This is a genomic window from Tessaracoccus pujii (assembly GCF_055326215.1).
In genome coordinates this window covers 145335-164577 of the sequence record NZ_JBUZNP010000001.1, presented here as the reverse complement: position 1 = coordinate 164577, position 19243 = coordinate 145335, and the positions used below count along the sequence as shown (strand labels likewise).

Sequence of the window (19243 nt, the reverse complement as noted above, 5' to 3'; positions counted from 1 at the left end):
AGCTTGGCTAACGTCACCGATTCTAAGCGCACATGTATTTAGTCTGCAAGTGCTACGAAACATTGGTTACCGCTTCGTTAGGTTCGATGTGAAACTTTTCGCTATGCTGCTGCCGTGTCGGTGAAGAGTGCACCCAAGGCGGTGCGGTTGCAGGACGTGGCGCTGAGGGCAGGCGTGTCCAGCGCGACGGCGTCGAAAGCTCTCAACGACCGGGGCGGGGTGTCGAAGGCGACGAGGGCCAAGGTGCTGGCCGCCGTCGAGGAGTTGGGTTACCAGCCCGTGTCCGGCGAGTCGATGCCGTACCCACAGATCGCGCTCGTGGCCGACGACCTCACCACCACCTACACGTTGGAGATCCTCAAAGGCGCCATCTCGACCGCTATGGAGCAGGGCGTGGCGCTGGGCACCTTCTACCTGCCCGAGGCCAGGCCGTCGGGAGTGCCGGTCCCGCTGGACGACGCCTGGCTCGATCTGATCAAGGCCAAGGGATATCTGGGTGTCATCGTCCTGACGGCCCGATTGTCGGATCACCAGCTCGCAAAGACGCGCGAGATCGGGCTGCCGCTGGTGGCCATCGACCCGGCCAACGCGCTCCCTGCCGACGTGATGAGCATCGGGGCGACGAACTGGAACGGCGGCGTCGAGGCCGCGCAGCACCTCGTCGGCCTGGGCCATCGTCGGATCGGGTTCGTACAGGGTCCGCCCGAATCGGTGCCGGCCACCGAGCGACTTCAGGGGTACGTCTCGGCCCTCCACATGAACGGCCTAACGCTGGACTCGAGCCTTGTCGTCGCGGGTGGATATACCCACGAGCTGGGGATGAAGGCCGGGCGCGAGCTGTTGTCGCGGCCCGTGGGGGAGCGCCCCACGGCGATCGTCGCGCCGTGCGACCCGGCCGCGATGGGCGTCTGTGAGGCGGCGCGCCAGCTCGGGATCCAGGTGCCCGCAGAGCTCAGTGTCGTCGGCTTCGACGACACGGTCCTGGCCGGCCTTGCCGTGCCGGGGCTCACGACGGTGCATCAGCCGCTTCAGGGGATGGGCGCGGCCGCGGTGCGGCGGCTCCTCGACGTGTCCACCGGCCGTCCCGTCGAGCCGGGGCACGTCCGGCTTGCCACGAGGCTCGTGATCCGGCACTCCACGGCTCCGGTTGCGCAAGGCTAGGCTGGCTGGGGGCCTGGTTGAGTTGGGCCGTGAGAGAAGGAGTCGGCGATGAAGACGTTCACTTTGGGCAGCACTGATCTGGTGGTGCCTGCCGTGGTCACAGGCGTGATGCGGATCCAGGACAAGACCGACGACGAGGTGCGCGCCCTCTACGGGGCGTCGCGCGACGCGGGTATCGACTTCTTCGATCACGCCGACATCTACGGCGACGCCCCCTACCACGGCTGCGAGCGGCGCTTCGCGGAGGCGCTGCAGCTCACCCCGGCAGAGCGTGAGGAGATCACGCTCCAGACGAAGGCGGGCATCGTCAAGGACGGGCCCTACTTCGACTTCTCCTACAAGCACCTGGTCGTGCAGGTGGAAGGGTCGCTTCGGGCGCTGGACACCGACTACATCGATGTCCTGCTCCTGCACCGCCCGGATGCGTTGGTGGAGCCGGAGGAGGTGGCCCGCGCGTTCGACCACTTGGCGGTCGCGGGCAAGGTGCTGCACTTCGGTGTCTCCAATCACACGCCCGGTCAGGTCGATCTCCTCAAGCGCTACGTGACGCAGCCACTCGTCGCCAACCAGCTGCAGCTGTCGATCACTCACGCGCCGATCGTGGCTCAGGGTGTCGCGGCGAACATGGCCGCGCTCGATCAGTCCGTCAGCCGCGACCTGGGCATCCTCGACTACTGCCGCCTCAACGACATCACGGTCCAGGCGTGGTCGCCGTTCCAGGCCGGGTTCTTCACCGGCGTGTTCCTGGGCAACCCGGACCACCCCGAGCTCAACGCCGTCATCGACCGTCTGGCGGCGAAGTATGACGTGCGGCCCGAGGGCATCGCGACGGCGTGGATCACCAGGCATCCGGCGAACATGCAGGTGGTGCTCGGCACCACGACCCCGGAGCGCGTGACGTGGGCGGCGGCCGGCGCAGACGTCCAGTTGACGCGGCCGGAATGGTACGAGCTGTATCGCGCGGCGGGGTACCTCGTCCCGTGACATGTGAACGAGGCGCCCGACCTGCGACAGCAGATCGGGCGCCCCGTAGCGTTTCAGCGGTGCAGCGGCGGGAAGGGGGGCACGATGGGGCCGCCAGGCGATGGGTCTCCCTCGTCGTCGTTCACTGCCGCGCTCCACGGTTGGGCGGCGCCGAGCGGGTCGATCCGTTCGCCCGCGGCGTTGACGGGGTTGCCGTCCTCGTCGACCCGTCGACCCTCGTGATCCACGCGGTTGCCGAACTCGTCGCGCCAGAAGCCGTCGGCGTCGGCCTCGTGCTCGATATCACCGCCGACGAGGCCACCGGGTGCCACAGCGTCCACCTCGGAAGGGCTCGGCGGGCTCGACGGCGAGTCTGGTGAATCCGGGGAATCGGGTGAGTCCGGCGACTCGGCCGCGGGTGCATACGGGTCGGGGGCGACGGCGCTGACGCCGGCGTCCGGCCGTGACTCGGGGTCCGGGAAAGCTGTGGCCGGCGCTGCGACGAAATCGTCGTTCGAGCTGGTCATGTTGTCACTCCTTTATCGATGGTCGGCGTCGGGGACGGGGTTGCCATATGGATCCAGGCGGCGGCCGTGCTCGTCGCGAGGAACGTCATCGACGGTGTCGTCATGGGCGCGAGGAGAATCGGGGTCGAGATCCCGGTTGAGCTCGTCGCGGTCCGCGTCAAGGCGCGGATCATGGGTGTCGACGGCGTCGGGGTCACCGTGCCGGATCTCGTCCGGCTGCGCGTCGAGGTCGGTCGCGTCATCGGTGCGATGGGACGTGCGGACGCGAGGGTCTAGTTCATCGGCCTTGCGTAGCTGTTCGTCCCGCTCCCGGGCGACCTGGTCCAGGGCCTCGCGGCTGTGCCGGGCTTCGTCGTCGCGCAGTTCGGCCTCCTCCGCCGCCAGAGCAGCACGCTCCTCAGCTTCCTCGGCCTTCCTGCGCAGCACCTCGGCCCGCTCTCCTTCGCTGATCGCGTCGTGGCGCACCGCCTCGGCTTTGGCGGCGAGATCCTCGGCGCGTTCCTCACGGGCGGCGACGAGCCGATCCTGCTCGTGAGCGCGCGCCCGGAGCTGGTCTGCACGTTCCATGTTGGCGCTCCGCTTGCCTCGCGACGCCGCAGCGATGATCCCGATGATCAGGGCCAGTACAACGAGCGCGATGAGCACCCACACCCATAGTGGCCATTCAGGCATGGTCATCCTCCTCCTGTGTCAGCTTGCTTGGTTTCTCCACACTAGACACAGGGCGGGTCCATGGCCAGGGATCTGAAAGATCGCTTCTGTCGGTCATATTCCACCGGGAAGCGAGACATGGTCGGACAGTGGTGATTGGCGGATGACAGACCGTCCATGGGAAACCACTGGCGGACCCGCCCGTCGACCCGCTGGTCTGGTCCTTCCCGGGCGATGTCCACGTGGGCGACATGCGATTTGCTGAACACCGTGGCGGGCGTGCTAATCTTTGCCGTCGGGTCGTAAGGCCCACTGCGCGAGTGGCGGAATGGCAGACGCGCTGGCTTCAGGTGCCAGTGTCCTTCGGGACGTGGAGGTTCAACTCCTCTCTCGCGCACAAAAAGTGCCTCTGACTAGGGCAAATACCGGGAATCGGCGAGAGGTGAAAACCTCTCGTCGATTCTCTGTTTCTGGGGTGTAGCGCCTTTGGCAAGGGGTGATACCTGGGGAAATGGTGCACGTTGCGTTGGAGGAGGGGAGCCTCGCCTTGTTGGTGAGGGCTCATTCCCCACGGTTCCCGACTGTGGTGATAATGCCGGATCCAGGGTCCGCTCGCCTCTGTGGCGCGAGTCGTGACACGATCCTGAAGGTCCACAAACTGGATGCCGAGCCGAACGGTGGGAGCGCTGCCGGCGGTGGTGGGCCGATTGAGGCTCCGACTGGAGATCACTCCAGGGGCCAGGTGAAGTTCCTGCGCAAGTACGCCGCGTTCACGCTGCCCGTGATCGACGAATCACTCCTCGACCCGCCCGACGAGAGCACCCGCAGCATGCTACTGGAACTCCTCGAACGCCACTGCGACGCCGTCTCCACCGTGTTCTGCACCCAGCGCGCGAAGAAGGACTGGCACCACAGACTCGGCTCCGGCATCCACGCCCCCGGCCCCCAACCCCACTCCCCGGGCTACTCAACCGCGAAAGCCAACGGCGCTCAGACGGTCAGATACTCCGGCAGCCGGGTCGCCGGCGGCGTGCACGATGTTGTCGACGCCATGCGGCGATGGCCGTGACCGCGATGGCGACTTCGCCGGTGGAGTCGGCGGTGTGCGGCGCGCCGAGGCCGCGGACTAATATCGGCCACTTGAGTCGGCGTCCGGAGGACTCGGCGCCTCCGCCCGAGCCGCAGGGGGCCGACGGATTGACTTGCTGATTCGGGCAACTGGGGTTTCGAGGGCTGGTGGTACCCCGTGATCATTCGTGGGGTTGAAATGCGAAGCATGTTTCATGAATACTGTAACATTCGAAGGGGACATCCCTGCTAACGAGGACCTTCACCCACTTGATGGAAGGCCATGCCTGACTATTTCCGCGCTGTCGCACTCGATTTCGACGGCACTCTGACAGACGGTGAGCGACCCGCCCCGGCCGTGCTCGCTGCCCTCGGCGAGGCGCGAGCCGGCGGGCGCCGCCTCGTGTTGGTCACCGGCCGCACACTGCGTCACCTGCGGGCGGGCTTCGCCGATGTGGACAACTGGTTCGACGCAATCGTCGCCGAAAACGGCGCGGTGCTTCACACCCAGGAGGGGTCGCAGGTGCTGGCTCAGCCGATCGATCCCGCGTTGGCCGACGCGCTCGCCCGCCGCGGGGTCCAGGTCGACCGCGGGCAGGTACTCCTAGGCTGCTCGGCGACCCACGACCACCTGGTTCTGGAGGAGGTCCGTCGACTCGGAGCCGACTACCAACTCACGCGGAACCGGGGCGCCCTGATGATCGTGCCAGCCGGCGTCACCAAGGGAACCGGACTGGACGCCGCCCTCGACAACCTGGGCCTGTCCCGGCACTCCACGATCGCCATTGGCGACGCCGAGAACGACCACACCATGCTCTCGCGCTGCGAGATTGGCGTCGCCGTCGCCAACGCCGTCGAGTCCCTCAAGCGCCGCGCCGATATCGTCACGCTTGCCCCGGACGGCAAAGGGGTGATCGAGATCCTGCGGGGTGACGTCATGGCCGGGCGCTCCCACGTGCATCCCGAACGCTGGCAGATCGCGCTCGGAACCTACCTCGACGGCACACCCGCCACCATTCCGGCCTCCCAGGTCAACATTCTTGTGACGGGCGGCACCCGTGCCGGGAAGTCCTATCTGGCCGGGCTCATCGCCGAGCAGCTCATCCGTCTCGCCTACGCCGTGGTCGTCATCGATGTCGAGGGCGACCACACAAGTCTGGCCGACCTGCCTAACGTCGTTCATCTGGGTGGGTACGAGCCCGGACCTGGAACTGGGCTCGTACGCACGCTGTTGAGTCACCATGGCACAAGCATCGTCGCCGACCTGTCCCAGCTCACCGGGGAAGAGACGCAGATGGTACCAGGAGAAACCGCCCCGGCTCGCCGACCTGCGCAGCGACCGCGGCCTGCCCCACTGGGTGCTGATCGACGAGGCCCACGAGTCTCTCGGCCAAGAGAGTCAGAACTCACGCCTGTTCGCACCGGACCGCAAGGGCCACTGCCTCATCACCTACCACCCCACCGAACTCAGTGCTGAGGCTCGGAACAGCATCGACATCCTTGTGTCACTGCAGCCAACTACCCTCGATGCGGAAGACGTGGTCGTCGCCGCCACAACGGCGTTTTGCGGGCTCTTGGTCAACGACGTCCTCGCAGCATTCTCCGTCCTCCCCGCAGGGGCCGGCCTGCTCGTGCGCGCCAGCGAGCCCGGAGTACTGCGCCCCTTCATAGTCGGCCACCGGCGTACCATTCACGAGCGCCACTGGCACAAGTACGCGACGGCGGACCTGCCGGTCCATCGGCGGTTCGTGTTTCGCGGCAGCCGAGAGTCAACTTCCGGTCACGAGGCAGCGAACCTACGCGACTTCCACACTGAGCTGGACGGCTGCGAGGCCGATGTCATCGCTTTCCACGCCGGGGCCCATGACTTCTCCCGCTGGATCCGGGGCGTATTCGGTGATGAACGTCTCGCCGCCGATGTCGAGCAGGTCGAGACCGAACTGAACACCGCCCGCCGCGAGAACGTCGAGGCCTCCAGGCGTCGGCTCCTGGACGCACTCGAGCACCGCTTCCCCGGCTGAGGCATGCTCAGCGAGGGGGGTGCGCCGGCCGTGGCTCGCCGAGCCACGGGACCCCCGACGGCAGATGCATTGCAGGGATTGGCCCCGGAAGGTTTCGAAGAGGATTCTGCTGGGCGGCTGCGGCCTACTTCACCGTGAGCGAGAGGACCATCCCTCAATGTTCTCGGGTTAACCAGAGGTGCTGTTTAACCAGAGGTGCTGTCGGTTTTCGGGGCCTTGGTCGAGTAGCAGTCGCTGGGCACACAGGAGTAGAGCTGACCAGGTGTGCGAGGCTGAAGGCCAGCAGCGAGCTGATGGCTCGGGCTCCTCATCGTCGATCACCTCTGTGCGGTGCGGCCAGTTGTTCGGCCAGGGTCTCCAGAGCCAAGCCCCTTGATGCCTTGACCAGCACGACGTCCGCAGGACTCAGCCAGGCGGCGGCAGCGGCGGAGGCGGCGGCCCTGTCCGATGCCACGATGGTCTCGACGCCACCGGCTCCGGAGACCAGGTCGTCGGCATGGGCGCCGATCGCGATCAGCCGGTCCACGCCGAGCGCTGCGGCAAGCGCCCCGACCTCGATGTGGGCGGCGGCGGCGCCGGGGCCGAGTTCCAGCATGTCGCCCAGCACCGCGAGAAGGCGCCCGCCGGGTCTACGCAGGGAGGCGAGGGTGCGCAGTGCCGCAGTCATGGACTCGGGATTGGCGTTGTAGGCGTCGTTGATTACGAGCGCCCCGTCCGGACGAGCGCTGAGTTCCATCCGCCAGCGCGAGCGGGCGGTCGCGCTGCCAAGAGCCTGGGCAACCATGGGAACGTCCAGGCCCTGCCCCAGCGCTGCCGCCGCTGCGGCCAGCGCATTGCCCACCTGATGGGCTCCGGTCACCTGCAACGCCACTGGTGCACATCCGCTGGCTGCGCCGCTGGCGTGGAGCATGAAGGTGGGCCGTTGCCTGTCAGCGGCCCCGACCTCCTCGGCCCAGACCCGCAGGTCGCCCCACCCGGGCGCAGCACCGACGGCGAAGGTGGCGATCCGGGCGCTGGTGCGTCCGGCCATCGCTGAGACGAGCGGATCGTCGGCGTTCAGGACCGCCCAGCCTTCTGCGGGCAGCGCCTCCACGAGTTCGCCCTTTGCCTTCGCGATCGCCGAGACCGACCCGAACTGGCCGAGGTGAGCGTGGCCGACGTTGAGCACAATGCCGACGTGAGGCGTCACGATCGCGCACAAGGAGGCGATGTGGCCTCTGCGGCGGGCGCCCATCTCGCTGACCAGGAACCGTGTGGCCGCATCCAGCCGGGTGCCCGTCAGCGGCACCCCGAGCTCGTTGTTCAATGAGCCGACAGGGGCGACCGTGGGGCCGGCGGTCGCCAGCACCTGGGCCAGCAAGTCCTTAGTACTGGTCTTGCCTGACGACCCGGTGATGCCGACGGTGACCAGCCCCGCTGCGACGGCTTCCTCCACAAGTGCCCTTGCCAGGGCCGTCAGCCCGGCCAGGGGGTCAGGCACCACAAGTTGCGGGACCGCCATGGGGCGTTCCTTGCGCACGAGGACGGCCGCGGCGCCAGCCGCGACCGCACCCGCTACGAAGTCGTGACCATCGGCCCGCTCCCCCGGCAGAGCGATAAAGAGGGCGCCGGGGGAGCATGCGCGTGAGTCGATAACCACGTCGGGTCCGACGAGAGAGCCAGGGTCGCCGACGAGCCTGGCCCCCGAAAGCTGGGCCAACCGGCCGGCGGTCAGTACATGCATGCGATCAAGTATTCACGAATTCGGTTGCGTAATGTCAAATCGGTTCACCACAATCACCCTCTCGCGGCTGACATGTCTGAAGATCGTCGCTGACTTGACGTGAAGACACTTCTCGTGTTTCATGGGACGCGAAGGGGAGTAATCCTCGCTCCGCATCGTCAATACGGTCCCGCCGCGGGATCCGGTGCGCAGGGCCGACAAGGCCGATGAGACCTTCACGAATTTCGTGGAGGTCTTTGTCATGAATGTTCCTTGGTGGGCGTGGTTCGCGGTCTTGGGTGTGATCCTGGTGATGCTTGCCGTGGACCTGATCGCCCACCGCACGGCCCACGTGATCGGGGTGCGGGAAGCCGCCCTCTGGTCGGTTGTGTGGGTGACGATCGGTGTCGCGTTCGGTGTGCTGGTGTGGGCGCTGTGGGGGGCGGAGTTCGGGCAGCAGTATTTCGCCGGTTATCTGATCGAGAAATCCCTCGCCGTCGACAACGTGTTCATCTGGGCGATCATCTTCGCCGCCTTCGCGGTCCCCCGCGAGCTTCAACACCGGGTGCTGTTCCTCGGCGTCCTCGGTGCGCTGGTCTTCCGCGGGATCTTCATTGCCGCAGGCGCCGCGCTGATCGAGAACTTCTCGTGGGTCCTATATGTCTTCGCGGCGTTCCTCATCTACACCGGCTGGCGGATGTTCCGCTCACGCAACGAGCACGTCCATCCTGAGAAGTCCCGCATCCTCAAGGTGTTCCGCAGGTTCGTGCCGATGACAGACGCGTACCACGGGCAGAAGTTCCTGGTCCGCAAGGCGGGGGTTGTGGTGGCGACGCCGCTGCTGGCGGTGCTGGTGCTGGTGGAGATCACTGACATTATCTTCGCGGTGGACTCGATCCCGGCGATCTTCGCCGTGACCAGCGAACCGTTCCTGGTGTTCACCGCCAACGCGTTCGCGATCCTGGGACTGCGGGCGATGTACTTCCTCCTCGCGGACCTGATCCATCGGTTCGTCTACCTCAAGATCGGACTCTCGTTCGTCCTGATCTGGGTGGGCATCAAGATGCTGCTCCTAGATGTGCTCTACATTCCCACGACAATCAGCCTCGCCGTCGTCGCGACCATCATCACTGTGTCTATCGTCGCAAGCCTCCGCGCCACCCGCGGCCAAGGCCGACGCGAAGTGCAGGCCGAGGCGGCAGGGGCGTTCCGGATCGCCACCGACGAGGAACTTGCCGCCGTCGAGCCGCTCTTCCGCCGCCGTGCACTTGTGCCCGCTGGGAGCCGGAACGATCGCTCCGTCGACTGACCGGGACACCTGCCGCTGCGATCGAGAAGCCACACCCGCGGCGACCCGACACACCATCCCTCAGCCAGTCTGAGAAGGCAAACCCGCCGGCTCTGAGAACTGGTTGGCCGAACCGTCGACGACACTCCACCGCCCAGTACCAGACGCCACGACCGGAGCACGGCTCACCCGCCGCGCTCCGCCGATAGCCGCATCACCCGCCCGCACCGAAGGGAACGCTCATGAACTTGTTCGACCTCCTCAGCGGCCTGGCTTCCCAGGCTCTCAATAAGACCCCGGCCCCAGCGCAGGCTCCCGGCAACGAGCCCCGAGACTGGAAGAGCAGGCTGCGGGGTACCGTGAACACGCTCATCGGCAACGCGCCAGCCCCCACGGCAGCGGCATCCGCGCAGCCGCCGGTCGCACCGCCCGCCGCGACCCAGGCAGCACCCTCGAGTTCGGTTGGACTGACCCCACCGCCGCCGGATCACCACACGGCCGAGCGTGCCGCGGTGGCTCGCTACGAGTACCTGCTCCGCACCGCCGAACCCACCCAGCTGGAGCGGATCCATGCAGACGTGTTCGCACGCCTCACTCCCGCAGAGCGCGGCCAGCTCCACACGCGCCTTGGCATCGAATTACCTCGTGGCGAGCAGCCGCGCACATCGCAACCGGCCGACCTTGCCCGCACCGCCACCCGCGCCGAAGCCGCTCGGCCCGGCTTACTGGCCGGGATCCTCGCCCGCACCCCTCGACCCGGCGCCGCCATGACCGGGCAGAGGGTCGGGGTGGCCGCTGCCGGTGCGACAGGAGGGCTCCTGATCGCCGTCGCGGGGGGCGCGGCCATCAGCGCCGTCGCCGCCCCGCTCCTCGCCGAAGCCCTGACCGCGGGTGTCGATTTTGATGCCCTTGCCGGCTCGATCGACCTGGAAGGCTTCACCGGCGGTCTCGAGGACCTCACCGCCGGGGCCGCTGACCTGGCCGGCGGGGCAAGCGATATTGCTGCGGGGGCAACCGAGCAGGTCGCCGGATTAGGAGAGGACATCACTGGCTTCGGGGAGCAGCTCTCCAACCTTGAGATTCCCGGCTGGGGAAGACTCTTCGGGAGTTGAGCGGCGCCAACCAGGCCCAGCACGTCAATCGCTGGCCGGGCAACAGACACCCACCGAGTCGCTCGTTGAGCCAGTGGTCCAGCGGATTGCCCCGACGAGAGCACCCGCAGCATGCTCGTGGTACTCCTCGAGCGCCGCTATGACGCCGTCTGAACCGTGTTCTGCACCCAGTACGCGAAGAAGGACTGGCACCACGGGCTCGGCTCCGGTGTCCACGCTGCCGCGATCATGAACCGCGTCGTCCACAACACCATCAGGATCGAGACCGGCGGCACCAACATGCGCGAACACACCGCCACCGCATGAGCCACAGCCGGTGAGCGTCACCCGACCACCGGTGGCGCTCACCGGCACTACCCCACAGCGCCCAACCCCACTGCCCAGTGGCGCTGGGACGGAGCGGGCCACGGATCAGGGGAGATCAGCTTGAATCGCGGCGTTCCAGGACTGCAGCGAACGCACCCCCGGGGTTCCTTGGCGCAGGGATTCGACGCCCTGCACGCACGCCGCGAGGGCCTGGGTCGTGGTGACGCAAGGCACGCCGGCGCGGATGGTCGCGCCGCGAATCTCCCAGCCGTCCTGTCGGGGGCTGCCATGGAGCGAGTGGCCGTGCGGCGTGTTGACCACGAGGTCGATCTCGCCTGCCGCGATGGCCTGCACCACCGTCAGCTCACCGTTGGGACCTGGACCTTGCGACGCTTTCCGGAGCACAGTGACCGCAACATCGTGGCGACGCAGCACCTGTGCCGTGCCCTCGGTGGCCAGGATCCGGAACCCGAGGTCGGCGAGCCTCTTGATCGGGAAGATCGCGTGCCGCTTGTCGCGATTCGCCACCGAGACGAACACCGTCCCAGTCGTGGGAAGAGCGGAGAACGACGCGGCCTGGCTCTTGGCAAAGGCGGGGCCAAAGGCCGCATCGAGCCCCATGACCTCGCCTGTGGATCTCATCTCCGGGCCGAGCAGCGGATCGACGCCGACGCCCTCGGGGCTGCGGAACCGGTTGAAGGGCAACACGGCTTCCTTCACGGCGATCGGTGCCGACGCGAGCGCCGTCGCGCCGTCTCCCCCGGATCGGAGCATTCCCTCTGAGCGGAGTTCGGCGATCATCGCGCCGAGTGAGATGCGGGCTGCGGCCTTGGCCAGCGGCGTGCCGGTGGCTTTCGAGACGAAGGGCACGGTCCGCGATGACCGCGGGTTGGCCTCAAGCACGTAGAGCACATCGCCGAGCAGCGCGTACTGAATGTTGATCAGGCCCTTCACCCCGATCCGTTTGGCGATGATCTCGGTGGAGCTGCGAATCTGGTCGATGGTCTCGGTACCGAGGGTAATCGGAGGAAGGGTGCACGCCGAGTCGCCGGAGTGGATGCCGGCCTCCTCGATGTGTTCCATCACGCCGCCGATGTAGAGCTCCGCCCCGTCGAAGAGCGCATCGATGTCGATCTCGATCGCGTCGTCGAGAAACCGGTCCACGAGCACGGGGTGCGAGGGGTCGATCTCGGTTGCGCGTTGGATGTAGCTCACCAGTGAGGCGTCGTCGTAGACGATCTCCATGCCGCGCCCGCCCAGCACGTAGCTGGGACGAACCAGCACGGGGTAACCGATCGTGTGGGCGACCGCCAGCGCCTGTCCGGCGGAGACGGCCGTGCCGTGCTGGGGGGACAGCAGGCCCGCGGCGCTGAGGAGGGCGCCGAATTCTCCGCGATCCTCCGCCAGGTGGATGGCCTCTGGCGACGTGCCCACGATGTGGACTCCGCGGTCTTTGAGCGCCTGTGCGAGCTTGAGCGGCGTCTGCCCGCCCAGCTGCACGAGGACGCCCGCCACGGGCCCGGCCGCGAGCTCGGCATGGACCACCTCCAGCACGTCCTCCAGCGTCAGGGGTTCGAAGTACAGCCGGTCGGTGGTGTCGTAGTCGGTCGAGACCGTCTCGGGGTTGCAGTTGACCATCACCGTCTCGTAGCCGGCGTCCCGCAACGCCATGGCCGCGTGCACGCACGAGTAGTCGAACTCGATGCCTTGCCCGATTCGGTTGGGACCGCTGCCCAGGATAATGACGGCGGGCCGGGCGCGGGGCTCGACCTCGGTCTCCTCGTCGTAGCTGGAGTAGTGGTACGGCGTCCGGGCCGCGAACTCGGCGGCACAGGTGTCGACCGTCTTGTACACGGGCCGGATGCCGAACGCCCAGCGGAGGCCACGGACAACGTCAGGGCTGAGATTGCGCAGGTCGGCGATCTGATCGTCGGAGAGGCCGTGTCGCTTGGAGAGCCGCATGAGCCCGCCCGTCAGCTCTGGGGCCGAGCACACCTGGTCGGCCGTCTCGCGGATCAGCTGCAGCTGGTCGACGAACCACGGATCGATCCGGGTTGCTTCTACCACCTGTGCCGAGGTGGCGCCGGCACGAAGCGCCTGCATGATGAGGGCGAGGCGGTGGTCGTGCGGTCGGGCGATGCGGCGCAGCAGCTCGTCCACGCTCTCGATGATCGGGCGAGTGAAGTCGAAGAGAGCCGCCGGGTCCTCCAGCGAGCGCAGAGCCTTGCCGAGTGCTTCGGTGAAGCTTCGGCCGATGGCCATGGCCTCGCCCACTGACTTCATGTGCGTGGTGAGGGTGCTGTCAGCGGTTGGGAACTTCTCGAACGCGAAGCGCGGGCACTTGACCACGACGTAATCCAGCGACGGTTCGAACGAGGCGGGCGTCTCGCCGGTGATGTCGTTGGGGATCTCGTCGAGGGTGTAGCCCACCGCCACCTTCGCTGCGATCTTCGCGATCGGGAAGCCGGTGGCCTTCGAGGCCAGCGCCGAGGATCGGGAGACCCGCGGGTTCATCTCCACCACTATCAGCCGCCCGTCGACAGGGTTGAGTGCGAACTGGACGTTGCAGCCGCCAGTTTCGACGCCGACCGCCCTGGTCACCGCGATGGCCACGTCGCGCATGGCCTGGTACTCCCTGTCTGTGAGCGTCATGGCGGGGGCCACTGTGATGGAGTCCCCGGTGTGCACGCCCATGGGGTCTAGGTTCTCGATGGAGCACACGATCACGACGTTGTCCGATCCGTCGCGCATGACTTCGAGTTCGAACTCTTTCCAGCCGATGATCGACTCCTCGATCAGCACCTCGGTGACCGGCGACGCCGAAAGTCCTGCCCCGGCGATCCGGATCAGTTCCTCCTGGTTGTAGGCGATGCCGGAGCCGAGCCCGCCCATGGTGAAGCTCGGCCGGACCACGATGGGGTATCCGAGGATCCCCGCGGCGGCAAGGACTTCGTCCATGACCTGGCAGATTCGCGAGCGTGCCACACCGGCGTCAGCGCCGGGCACCTTGAGTGAGGTGACGATCTGGTTGAACTCCAGCCTGTTCTCCGCCTTTTCGATGGCGTCGACGGAGGCGCCGATGAGTTCGACACCGTAGCGGTCGAGCACCCCGTTCTTGAACAGGGTCATGGCGGCGTTGAGTGCGGTCTGGCCTCCAAGCGTCGCGAGCAGCGCGTCGGGGCGCTCCGCGGCGATGATCTGTTCGAGGTACTCGGGCCTGATCGGTTCTATGTAAGTTGCGTCGGCGTACTCGGGGTCCGTCATGATGGTGGCCGGGTTGGAGTTGACCAGGATCACCCGGAACCCCTCCTCGCGCAACACGCGGCAGGCCTGCGTGCCGGAGTAGTCGAACTCGCACGCCTGCCCGATGACGATCGGCCCGGAGCCGATCACCATGATCGAGGAGATGTCGGTGCGACGGGGCATCAGGCGTCCCTTCCTGCCATGACGTCGACGAAGCGGTCGAACAGGTAGTCGGCGTCGTGCGGTCCGGCGGCTGCCTCCGGGTGATACTGAACAGCGAAGGCAGTCAGTCGGCCGGAAGAGTCACGCAACTCCAGGCCCTCGACCACATCGTCGTTGAGACAGACGTGGGAAACTCGTGCGGTTCCCCAGCGGGTGGACACGGACTGGCCCAGAGGGGCATCGACGGCGAAGCCGTGGTTCTGGGCGGTGATCTCCACCGTGCCCCTGGCCAGGTCCATCACCGGCTGGTTGATGCCGCGATGGCCGTACTTCAGCTTGTAGGTGCCGAAGCCGAGTGCGCGACCGAAGATCTGGTTGCCGAAGCAGATCCCGAAGTAGGGCAGCCCCGCATCCAGAATCTCGGTGAGAAGGTCCACCGCACGCCCGGCTGCCGCCGGGTCGCCGGGCCCGTTGGAGAAGAAGACTCCATCGGGACCCACTGCGGTGATGTCGTCGAGGGTGCTCGCAGCAGGCAGGACGTGCACCTCGATTCCTCGCTGGGCGAGCCGGGTGGCAGTCATGTCCTTGATGCCGAGATCGATCGCGGCGACTGTGAAGCGCTTCCTGCCCACTGCCGGGACGACCTGCTTCGAAGCCACTGTGACATCGGCCACGAGGTCCGCCCCCAGCATGGGCTGCGTCTCCAACACCCGCGCAAGCAGTTGTTGGGGGTCGGTCTCGATCGTGGAGACGCCCACCCGCATCGCGCCGTTGTCACGGATGTGGCGCGTCAGCGCCCGCGTGTCGAGGTCGGCGATGCCGACGATCCCTTGCCGCCGCAGTTCGTCGTCCAGGGAGCCGTTGGCGCGCCAACTCGAGTGGATCCGTGAAGGGTCGCGGACCACGTAACCGGCCACCCAGATCCTGCGCGACTCATTGTCCTGCTCGTTCCATCCGGTGTTGCCGATGTGGGGAGCCGTCGCGATCAGGACCTGGCGGTGGTAGCTGGGATCGGTGAGAGTCTCCTGGTAGCCCGTCATGCCTGTGGAGAAGACGGCCTCCCCGAAAGTCTCTCCAGCGGCACCGAACGACGTGCCGCAGAAGAACCGCCCGTCCTCCAAGACCAGCAGTGCTGGCATCGGAAAACGAGCGGTCCCTGCGTAAGCCTCGCTGGAGCTGCCCTGAGCAGGGGGGGCGCTCATGCGATCTGTTCCAGGAGGCTGGTCTCAACGTCGTACAGGAAGCCTCCGACCCTAATCCGGTCAGAGAGCAACGGGTGCTGCCGCAGCAGTGCGACATCGGCGTGTATCCGGCCATGCTGGTCCGGGTCCGCCCCGATGGGCAGGGTGCCGAGGTCCGCACCGGTCGTCTCCGACACGCGCCGACGGATCGCATCGTCGTCCCCGCTGGCCATGGCACAGCGGGTGTGTTGGACGATCAGGATGCGGTCCACGTTGAGAAGGTGTGCGGCCAACACGCATCCGGTGAGCGCGTCCACTGTGACATGGCCCCCAGGCGTGCGCATGATCTTGGCCTCGCCCAGTGTCAGGCCCAGCATCTCCAAGGGCTCCAGGCGTGAGTCCATGCATGTCACGATGGCGATCCCTGCGTGTGCGATGCCGTCGAAGGGGCGGGGTCCGGACCTCGCGTAGCGCTGGTTCGCAGCGATGAGATCGCCGAAGAAGTCCTCGTCCATGGTCAGAATAATAGCGACTTGACACGCGAATTGCAATTCCGGAAACTAGGAGCAGTAGCAAGTCCAGTGCGAGGCGGGGGCAGACCGACCGCAACGCCCGATCGCGAGAGATGGGGGCATGGGTAAGTCAACTCTTCGCCCTGTTCGGCGTCCCGCGAGTCACATTCGCTTCACCAGCCCCGCTCACCATCGCCACGAAGTCGGCGACCCTGACGCCGCGCTCCAGGTTGTGGCGCAGGTGGGTGTCGGGAGCCAGGCGATACTCATTTCGCCGTCCCGACTTTTCCTTGATCACGTAACCCTGCGTCACCAACTCACCGACGATCTGCTGCACGGCGCGTTCAGTGATACCCACCTGCTGCGCGATGTCTCGCATCCGCGCAGTAGGGGTTCTGGCCAGGGCCACGAGGACGTGGCCGTAATTGGAGAGAAAGGTCCAGTCGCCAGGTGCCATAGTGGAGCATGATACCCGATTCTTCATTCACGAAATAGAGAGGTACCAATGATCAATCCCCTTGCCGAGGCGATCCACCTGGACCAGGATCCGTACGGTCTTGACCGGCTCCTGGAAGCCGACATCGACATCCTCACACAACTGCATGAGCAGGTGCTCCACGAGTGGGGAGCCGGCGCGCTCGCCACGCTTATGCGGCAAGTGCAGGACTCTGCGGCACGGGCCGCCGATGGCGGCGACCCCGAGGAGCCTGGCCGGATCGTCGGGGCACTGACCGCTACTCAGGCGCTTCAACTCGCGCAGGCCCTGACCGTTCACTTCCACCTGATCAACCTCAGCGAGGAGCGGTACCGCTCCAGGCTCATTCGCGGGACACACTCCGAGGTGGCGGGCACTGCGCCGGACGTGTGGCCGGCGGTGGCTGCACTCGGCCCCGCGGCGGCTCGGGTGAAGAACCTCCGCATCCATCCGGTGCTGACCGCACACCCCACGGAAGCTCGCAGGCGCGCTGTCTCCTCAGCCCTACACCGGATCGCCGAACAACTGGACCGCTACGACGATCCGAGCTCCGGCTCACAAGAGCGGGATTTTGCTCAGCGCCGGATGCTGGAGGAGATCGACATCCTCAGCCGAACCTCCCCCCTGCGCACCGCACCACCACAACCCTCGGACGAGGTTCGCACCGTGATGTCCGTGTTCGACCAGACGCTGTTTCAAGCGGTGCCACGGTTGTACCGCACTGTCGAGTCCGCGATCGCCGACGGGGAGCCGGGCCGGTGTCGCCCGTCGGTTCCCGGCTTCCTGCGGTTCGGTTCCTGGGTGGGCGGTGACCGTGACGGTAACCCGTTCGTCACAGCCGAGGTCACCCGGCAGACCATGACCATCCAGGCGGAATGTATCCTTACGGCGCTCACCACCGCGGCGGAACGCGTCGCCCGCACCCTCACGATGAGCGAGGAGGCCAGCCCCCCGTCGCCCGAGCTGGCCAATGCGCTGGCCCGTGATGCGGTCACGGCGCCGGAGATCTTCCAATCGATCCGCAAGTCCTCTCCGGGAGAACCGCACCGGCAGAAACTGCTCTTTGTCGCCACCAGGCTCACCGCCACGCGGGAGGGCCGGATCGATCTTGCCTACCGCGAGCCCGTTGAGCTGGTGGCTGACCTCACGATGGTCCAGACCTCCCTGGAGCGGGCGGGAGACACGCGGGCGGCTTTCGGAGAACTCCAGCATCTGGTGTGGCTGGCCGAGACTTTCGGCTTTCACTTGGCCGACCTAGAGGTGCGCCAACACAGCGATGTCCACCGGGCGGTACTCGACGAACTGCTGGGGCAGCTCGACTGGGACCCAGAAGCGCCCGCTGGCCCCACCCGGCTGCAACTACTCGACTCGCTCGCGGTCAACGGGTGGCCGGCCCACGTCCGCGCGCTCAGCGACGCCACCCGAGAAGTGCTCGACACGCTTCGGGTCATGTCCTGGATTCAGGAGCGCTGGGGGACCCAGTCCTGTGGCCGTCACGTGGTGAGCTTCACCCAGCACGCTCAGCACCTCGTCGCAGTGCGCGCACTTGCCCGCCTCGCGGTAGGGGAGGGCGACCTCAGATTGGACGTGGTGCCGCTGTTCGAAACCGGAGCCGACCTGCACGGGGCCGTCGGCGTCCTTGAGGACTGGCTCACGCTGGAGAGCACCCGCAGCTGGCTCGACGACGTGGACCGGCACGTCGAGGTGATGGTCGGCTACTCGGACTCGGCCAAGGACGTCGGACCGGCCAGCGCGACCCTGACTCTCTACCGGGCGCAGACCGAGATCGTGGAGTGGGCACAGCGCAACGACATCCAGCTCACGCTGTTCCACGGCCGAGGCGGATCCCTGGGCCGTGGTGGAGGCCCTGTCCACCGGGCCATCCTGGCCCAGCCGCCGGGCTCGGTCTCCGGCCGGTTCAAGGTCACCGAGCAGGGCGAGGTCATCTTCGCGCGATACGCGGACGTGACCCTGGCCCAGGCGCACCTGGAACGACTCACGTCGGCGGTGCTGCTCGCAGACACCGACGACGTGGTGCACCGCAACCGTGCCGCCGCTGAGGAATTCGACGATGTCGCGACGACCGTGGAGCGGACTTCCCGCGAGACCTACCTCAGCTTTGTGCGCATGCCTGGTTTCGCCGACGTCGTCGCTGAGTCGAGCCCGCTTGAGGAGTTGGGCCGGCTGCGGCTCGGGTCCCGCCCGGCGCGGCGAAGCGGCGCCGAGAAGGGTAGGGATCTCCGTGACTTCCGGGCCATCCCCTGGGTGTTCGCCTGGTCCCAAATCAGGGCAAACGTGCCCGGCTGGTTCGGGCTGGGCTCAGGACTCGCCGCTGTGGGAGACCTCCACCGGTTGCGCGCGGCCTACAGTCAATGGCCGCTGTTCGCCAGTATGATCGACATCGCCGAGATGAGCCTCGCGAAGGCGAACCCGCGCCTGGCGAAGTCGTTCCTCGCGCTCGGCGGGCACGAGGGCGTCACAAGCGCGGTGCTGGAGGAGTTCGAAATGACGCGCAGCCTGGTGCTGGCGATCCTCGAACAGGAGGAGTTGCTGGAGCGCAAGCCCCGGCTCGGTACGCGGATTGCTCTGCGGGCCCCGTCCATCGACGCGCTCAGCCACCTCCAGTTGCGCGCACTGCGCGTCATGCGCGAGGCTGCTCCAGGAGACGACGCCCCCTCGCAGGAGGACCCGGATCTGTGGACTCGGGTCCTGTTGACCACCGTGAACGGAGCAGCGGCCGGGCTGCAGAACACTGGATAGCCGAAGCGGTAACAGGCGCTGCGCTGCTCTCCGCCTTCTCCAACTGGCATCGATCCCACTGAGGGCTCCTCGCCGCCCGGGTCCGGGGCGCTCTCATTGCGGCTGCTCCCA

Annotated in this window: 16 protein-coding genes and 1 tRNA gene; 10 read left to right on the top strand and 7 right to left on the bottom strand. The window is 66.9% G+C overall.

Annotation, left to right across the window (positions count from 1 at the left end):
* Positions 1-114: 114 nt before the first annotated feature.
* Both ACZK5N_RS00710 and ACZK5N_RS00705 read left to right on the top strand, forming a co-directional pair.
* A complete protein-coding gene (locus ACZK5N_RS00710) occupies positions 115-1161 on the top strand; it encodes a LacI family DNA-binding transcriptional regulator (protein WP_459017919.1) in 1047 nt (348 codons plus the stop codon).
* Positions 1162-1209: 48 nt separating this feature from the next.
* A complete protein-coding gene (locus ACZK5N_RS00705; protein WP_459017918.1) occupies positions 1210-2145 on the top strand; it encodes an aldo/keto reductase in 936 nt (311 codons plus the stop codon).
* A 53-nt stretch (positions 2146-2198) separates the two neighbouring features.
* Here ACZK5N_RS00705 and ACZK5N_RS00700 read toward each other — a convergent pair whose 3' ends face one another.
* Positions 2199-2651 (bottom strand): hypothetical protein, encoded by a 453-nt coding sequence (locus tag ACZK5N_RS00700; protein ID WP_459017917.1) that lies wholly within the window; start codon positions 2649-2651, stop codon positions 2199-2201.
* Between the two features lie 12 nt (positions 2652-2663).
* A complete protein-coding gene (locus ACZK5N_RS00695; protein ID WP_463624543.1) occupies positions 2664-3323 on the bottom strand; it encodes a hypothetical protein in 660 nt (219 codons plus the stop codon).
* Between the two features lie 293 nt (positions 3324-3616).
* Here ACZK5N_RS00695 and ACZK5N_RS00690 point away from each other — a divergent pair.
* The 4 genes from ACZK5N_RS00690 (at position 3617) to ACZK5N_RS00675 (ending at position 6391) form a co-directional block, all read left to right on the top strand.
* Positions 3617-3699 (top strand) — tRNA-Leu (locus tag ACZK5N_RS00690).
* Positions 3700-4044: 345 nt separating this feature from the next.
* On the top strand, positions 4045-4371 hold the full coding sequence (locus ACZK5N_RS00685; protein WP_459055938.1) for an ATP-binding protein: 327 nt from the start codon (positions 4045-4047) through the stop codon (positions 4369-4371).
* A 282-nt stretch (positions 4372-4653) separates the two neighbouring features.
* Positions 4654-5847, top strand: coding sequence for an HAD family hydrolase (locus ACZK5N_RS00680; RefSeq protein ID WP_463624542.1), 1194 nt, complete (start codon positions 4654-4656; stop codon positions 5845-5847).
* 61 nt (positions 5848-5908) lie between these two features.
* A complete protein-coding gene (locus tag ACZK5N_RS00675; RefSeq protein WP_463624541.1) occupies positions 5909-6391 on the top strand; it encodes a hypothetical protein in 483 nt (160 codons plus the stop codon).
* A gap of 307 nt (positions 6392-6698) precedes the next feature.
* On the opposite strand, the gene ACZK5N_RS00670 is transcribed toward ACZK5N_RS00675, so the two are convergent.
* Entirely contained in the window at positions 6699-8114 is a 1416-nt protein-coding gene (locus ACZK5N_RS00670) for a UDP-N-acetylmuramoyl-tripeptide--D-alanyl-D-alanine ligase (RefSeq protein WP_463613763.1), read from the bottom strand.
* A 241-nt stretch (positions 8115-8355) separates the two neighbouring features.
* On the opposite strand from ACZK5N_RS00670, the gene ACZK5N_RS00665 reads away from it, so the two are divergent.
* The 3 genes from ACZK5N_RS00665 to ACZK5N_RS00655 all read left to right on the top strand — a co-directional run bounded on the left by ACZK5N_RS00665 (position 8356) and on the right by ACZK5N_RS00655 (position 10799).
* Complete coding sequence (locus ACZK5N_RS00665; RefSeq protein ID WP_459055941.1) at positions 8356-9402, top strand: TerC family protein; 1047 nt, start codon at positions 8356-8358, stop codon at positions 9400-9402.
* Between the two features lie 221 nt (positions 9403-9623).
* On the top strand, positions 9624-10493 hold the full coding sequence (locus ACZK5N_RS00660) for a hypothetical protein (protein WP_459055942.1): 870 nt from the start codon (positions 9624-9626) through the stop codon (positions 10491-10493).
* Positions 10494-10649: 156 nt separating this feature from the next.
* On the top strand, positions 10650-10799 hold the full coding sequence (locus tag ACZK5N_RS00655) for a hypothetical protein (protein WP_269466671.1): 150 nt from the start codon (positions 10650-10652) through the stop codon (positions 10797-10799).
* A 105-nt stretch (positions 10800-10904) separates the two neighbouring features.
* On the opposite strand, the gene carB is transcribed toward ACZK5N_RS00655, so the two are convergent.
* The 4 genes from carB to ACZK5N_RS00635 all read right to left on the bottom strand — a co-directional run bounded on the left by carB (position 10905) and on the right by ACZK5N_RS00635 (position 16354).
* Positions 10905-14225, bottom strand: a complete 3321-nt coding sequence (gene carB / locus ACZK5N_RS00650) for a carbamoyl-phosphate synthase large subunit (protein WP_463624540.1) — start codon at positions 14223-14225, stop codon at positions 10905-10907.
* Entirely contained in the window at positions 14225-15343 is a 1119-nt protein-coding gene (carA, locus tag ACZK5N_RS00645; protein ID WP_463613765.1) for a glutamine-hydrolyzing carbamoyl-phosphate synthase small subunit, read from the bottom strand. The genes carB and carA overlap by 1 nt, the downstream gene beginning before the upstream one ends.
* A 59-nt stretch (positions 15344-15402) precedes the next feature.
* Positions 15403-15900 (bottom strand): beta-class carbonic anhydrase, encoded by a 498-nt coding sequence (locus ACZK5N_RS00640; protein WP_463613766.1) that lies wholly within the window; start codon positions 15898-15900, stop codon positions 15403-15405.
* A 127-nt stretch (positions 15901-16027) separates the two neighbouring features.
* The gene (locus tag ACZK5N_RS00635; protein WP_459017855.1) at positions 16028-16354 is read right to left on the bottom strand and encodes a helix-turn-helix transcriptional regulator; all 327 of its coding nucleotides are present in this window, start codon (positions 16352-16354) and stop codon (positions 16028-16030) included.
* A 48-nt stretch (positions 16355-16402) separates the two neighbouring features.
* Here ACZK5N_RS00635 and ACZK5N_RS00630 point away from each other — a divergent pair, with 48 nt between their 5' ends.
* Positions 16403-19132 (top strand): phosphoenolpyruvate carboxylase, encoded by a 2730-nt coding sequence (locus ACZK5N_RS00630; protein WP_463624539.1) that lies wholly within the window; start codon positions 16403-16405, stop codon positions 19130-19132.
* Positions 19133-19243: the final 111 nt, after the last annotated feature.

Coding starts and splice junctions, on each gene's coding strand:
- ACZK5N_RS00665 (WP_459055941.1), top strand. CDS start 8,356: ATGAATGTTCCTTGGTGGGCGTGGTTCGCGGTCTTGGGTGTGATCCTG.
- ACZK5N_RS00695 (WP_463624543.1), bottom strand. CDS start 3,323: ATGCCTGAATGGCCACTATGGGTGTGGGTGCTCATCGCGCTCGTTGTA.
- carA (WP_463613765.1), bottom strand. CDS start 15,343: ATGCCAGCACTGCTGGTCTTGGAGGACGGGCGGTTCTTCTGCGGCACG.
- carB (WP_463624540.1), bottom strand. CDS start 14,225: ATGCCCCGTCGCACCGACATCTCCTCGATCATGGTGATCGGCTCCGGG.
- ACZK5N_RS00640 (WP_463613766.1), bottom strand. CDS start 15,900: ATGGACGAGGACTTCTTCGGCGATCTCATCGCTGCGAACCAGCGCTAC.
- ACZK5N_RS00635 (WP_459017855.1), bottom strand. CDS start 16,354: ATGGCACCTGGCGACTGGACCTTTCTCTCCAATTACGGCCACGTCCTC.
- ACZK5N_RS00680 (WP_463624542.1), top strand. CDS start 4,654: ATGCCTGACTATTTCCGCGCTGTCGCACTCGATTTCGACGGCACTCTG.
- ACZK5N_RS00670 (WP_463613763.1), bottom strand. CDS start 8,114: ATGCATGTACTGACCGCCGGCCGGTTGGCCCAGCTTTCGGGGGCCAGG.
- ACZK5N_RS00705 (WP_459017918.1), top strand. CDS start 1,210: ATGAAGACGTTCACTTTGGGCAGCACTGATCTGGTGGTGCCTGCCGTG.
- ACZK5N_RS00630 (WP_463624539.1), top strand. CDS start 16,403: ATGATCAATCCCCTTGCCGAGGCGATCCACCTGGACCAGGATCCGTAC.
- ACZK5N_RS00700 (WP_459017917.1), bottom strand. CDS start 2,651: ATGACCAGCTCGAACGACGATTTCGTCGCAGCGCCGGCCACAGCTTTC.
- ACZK5N_RS00660 (WP_459055942.1), top strand. CDS start 9,624: ATGAACTTGTTCGACCTCCTCAGCGGCCTGGCTTCCCAGGCTCTCAAT.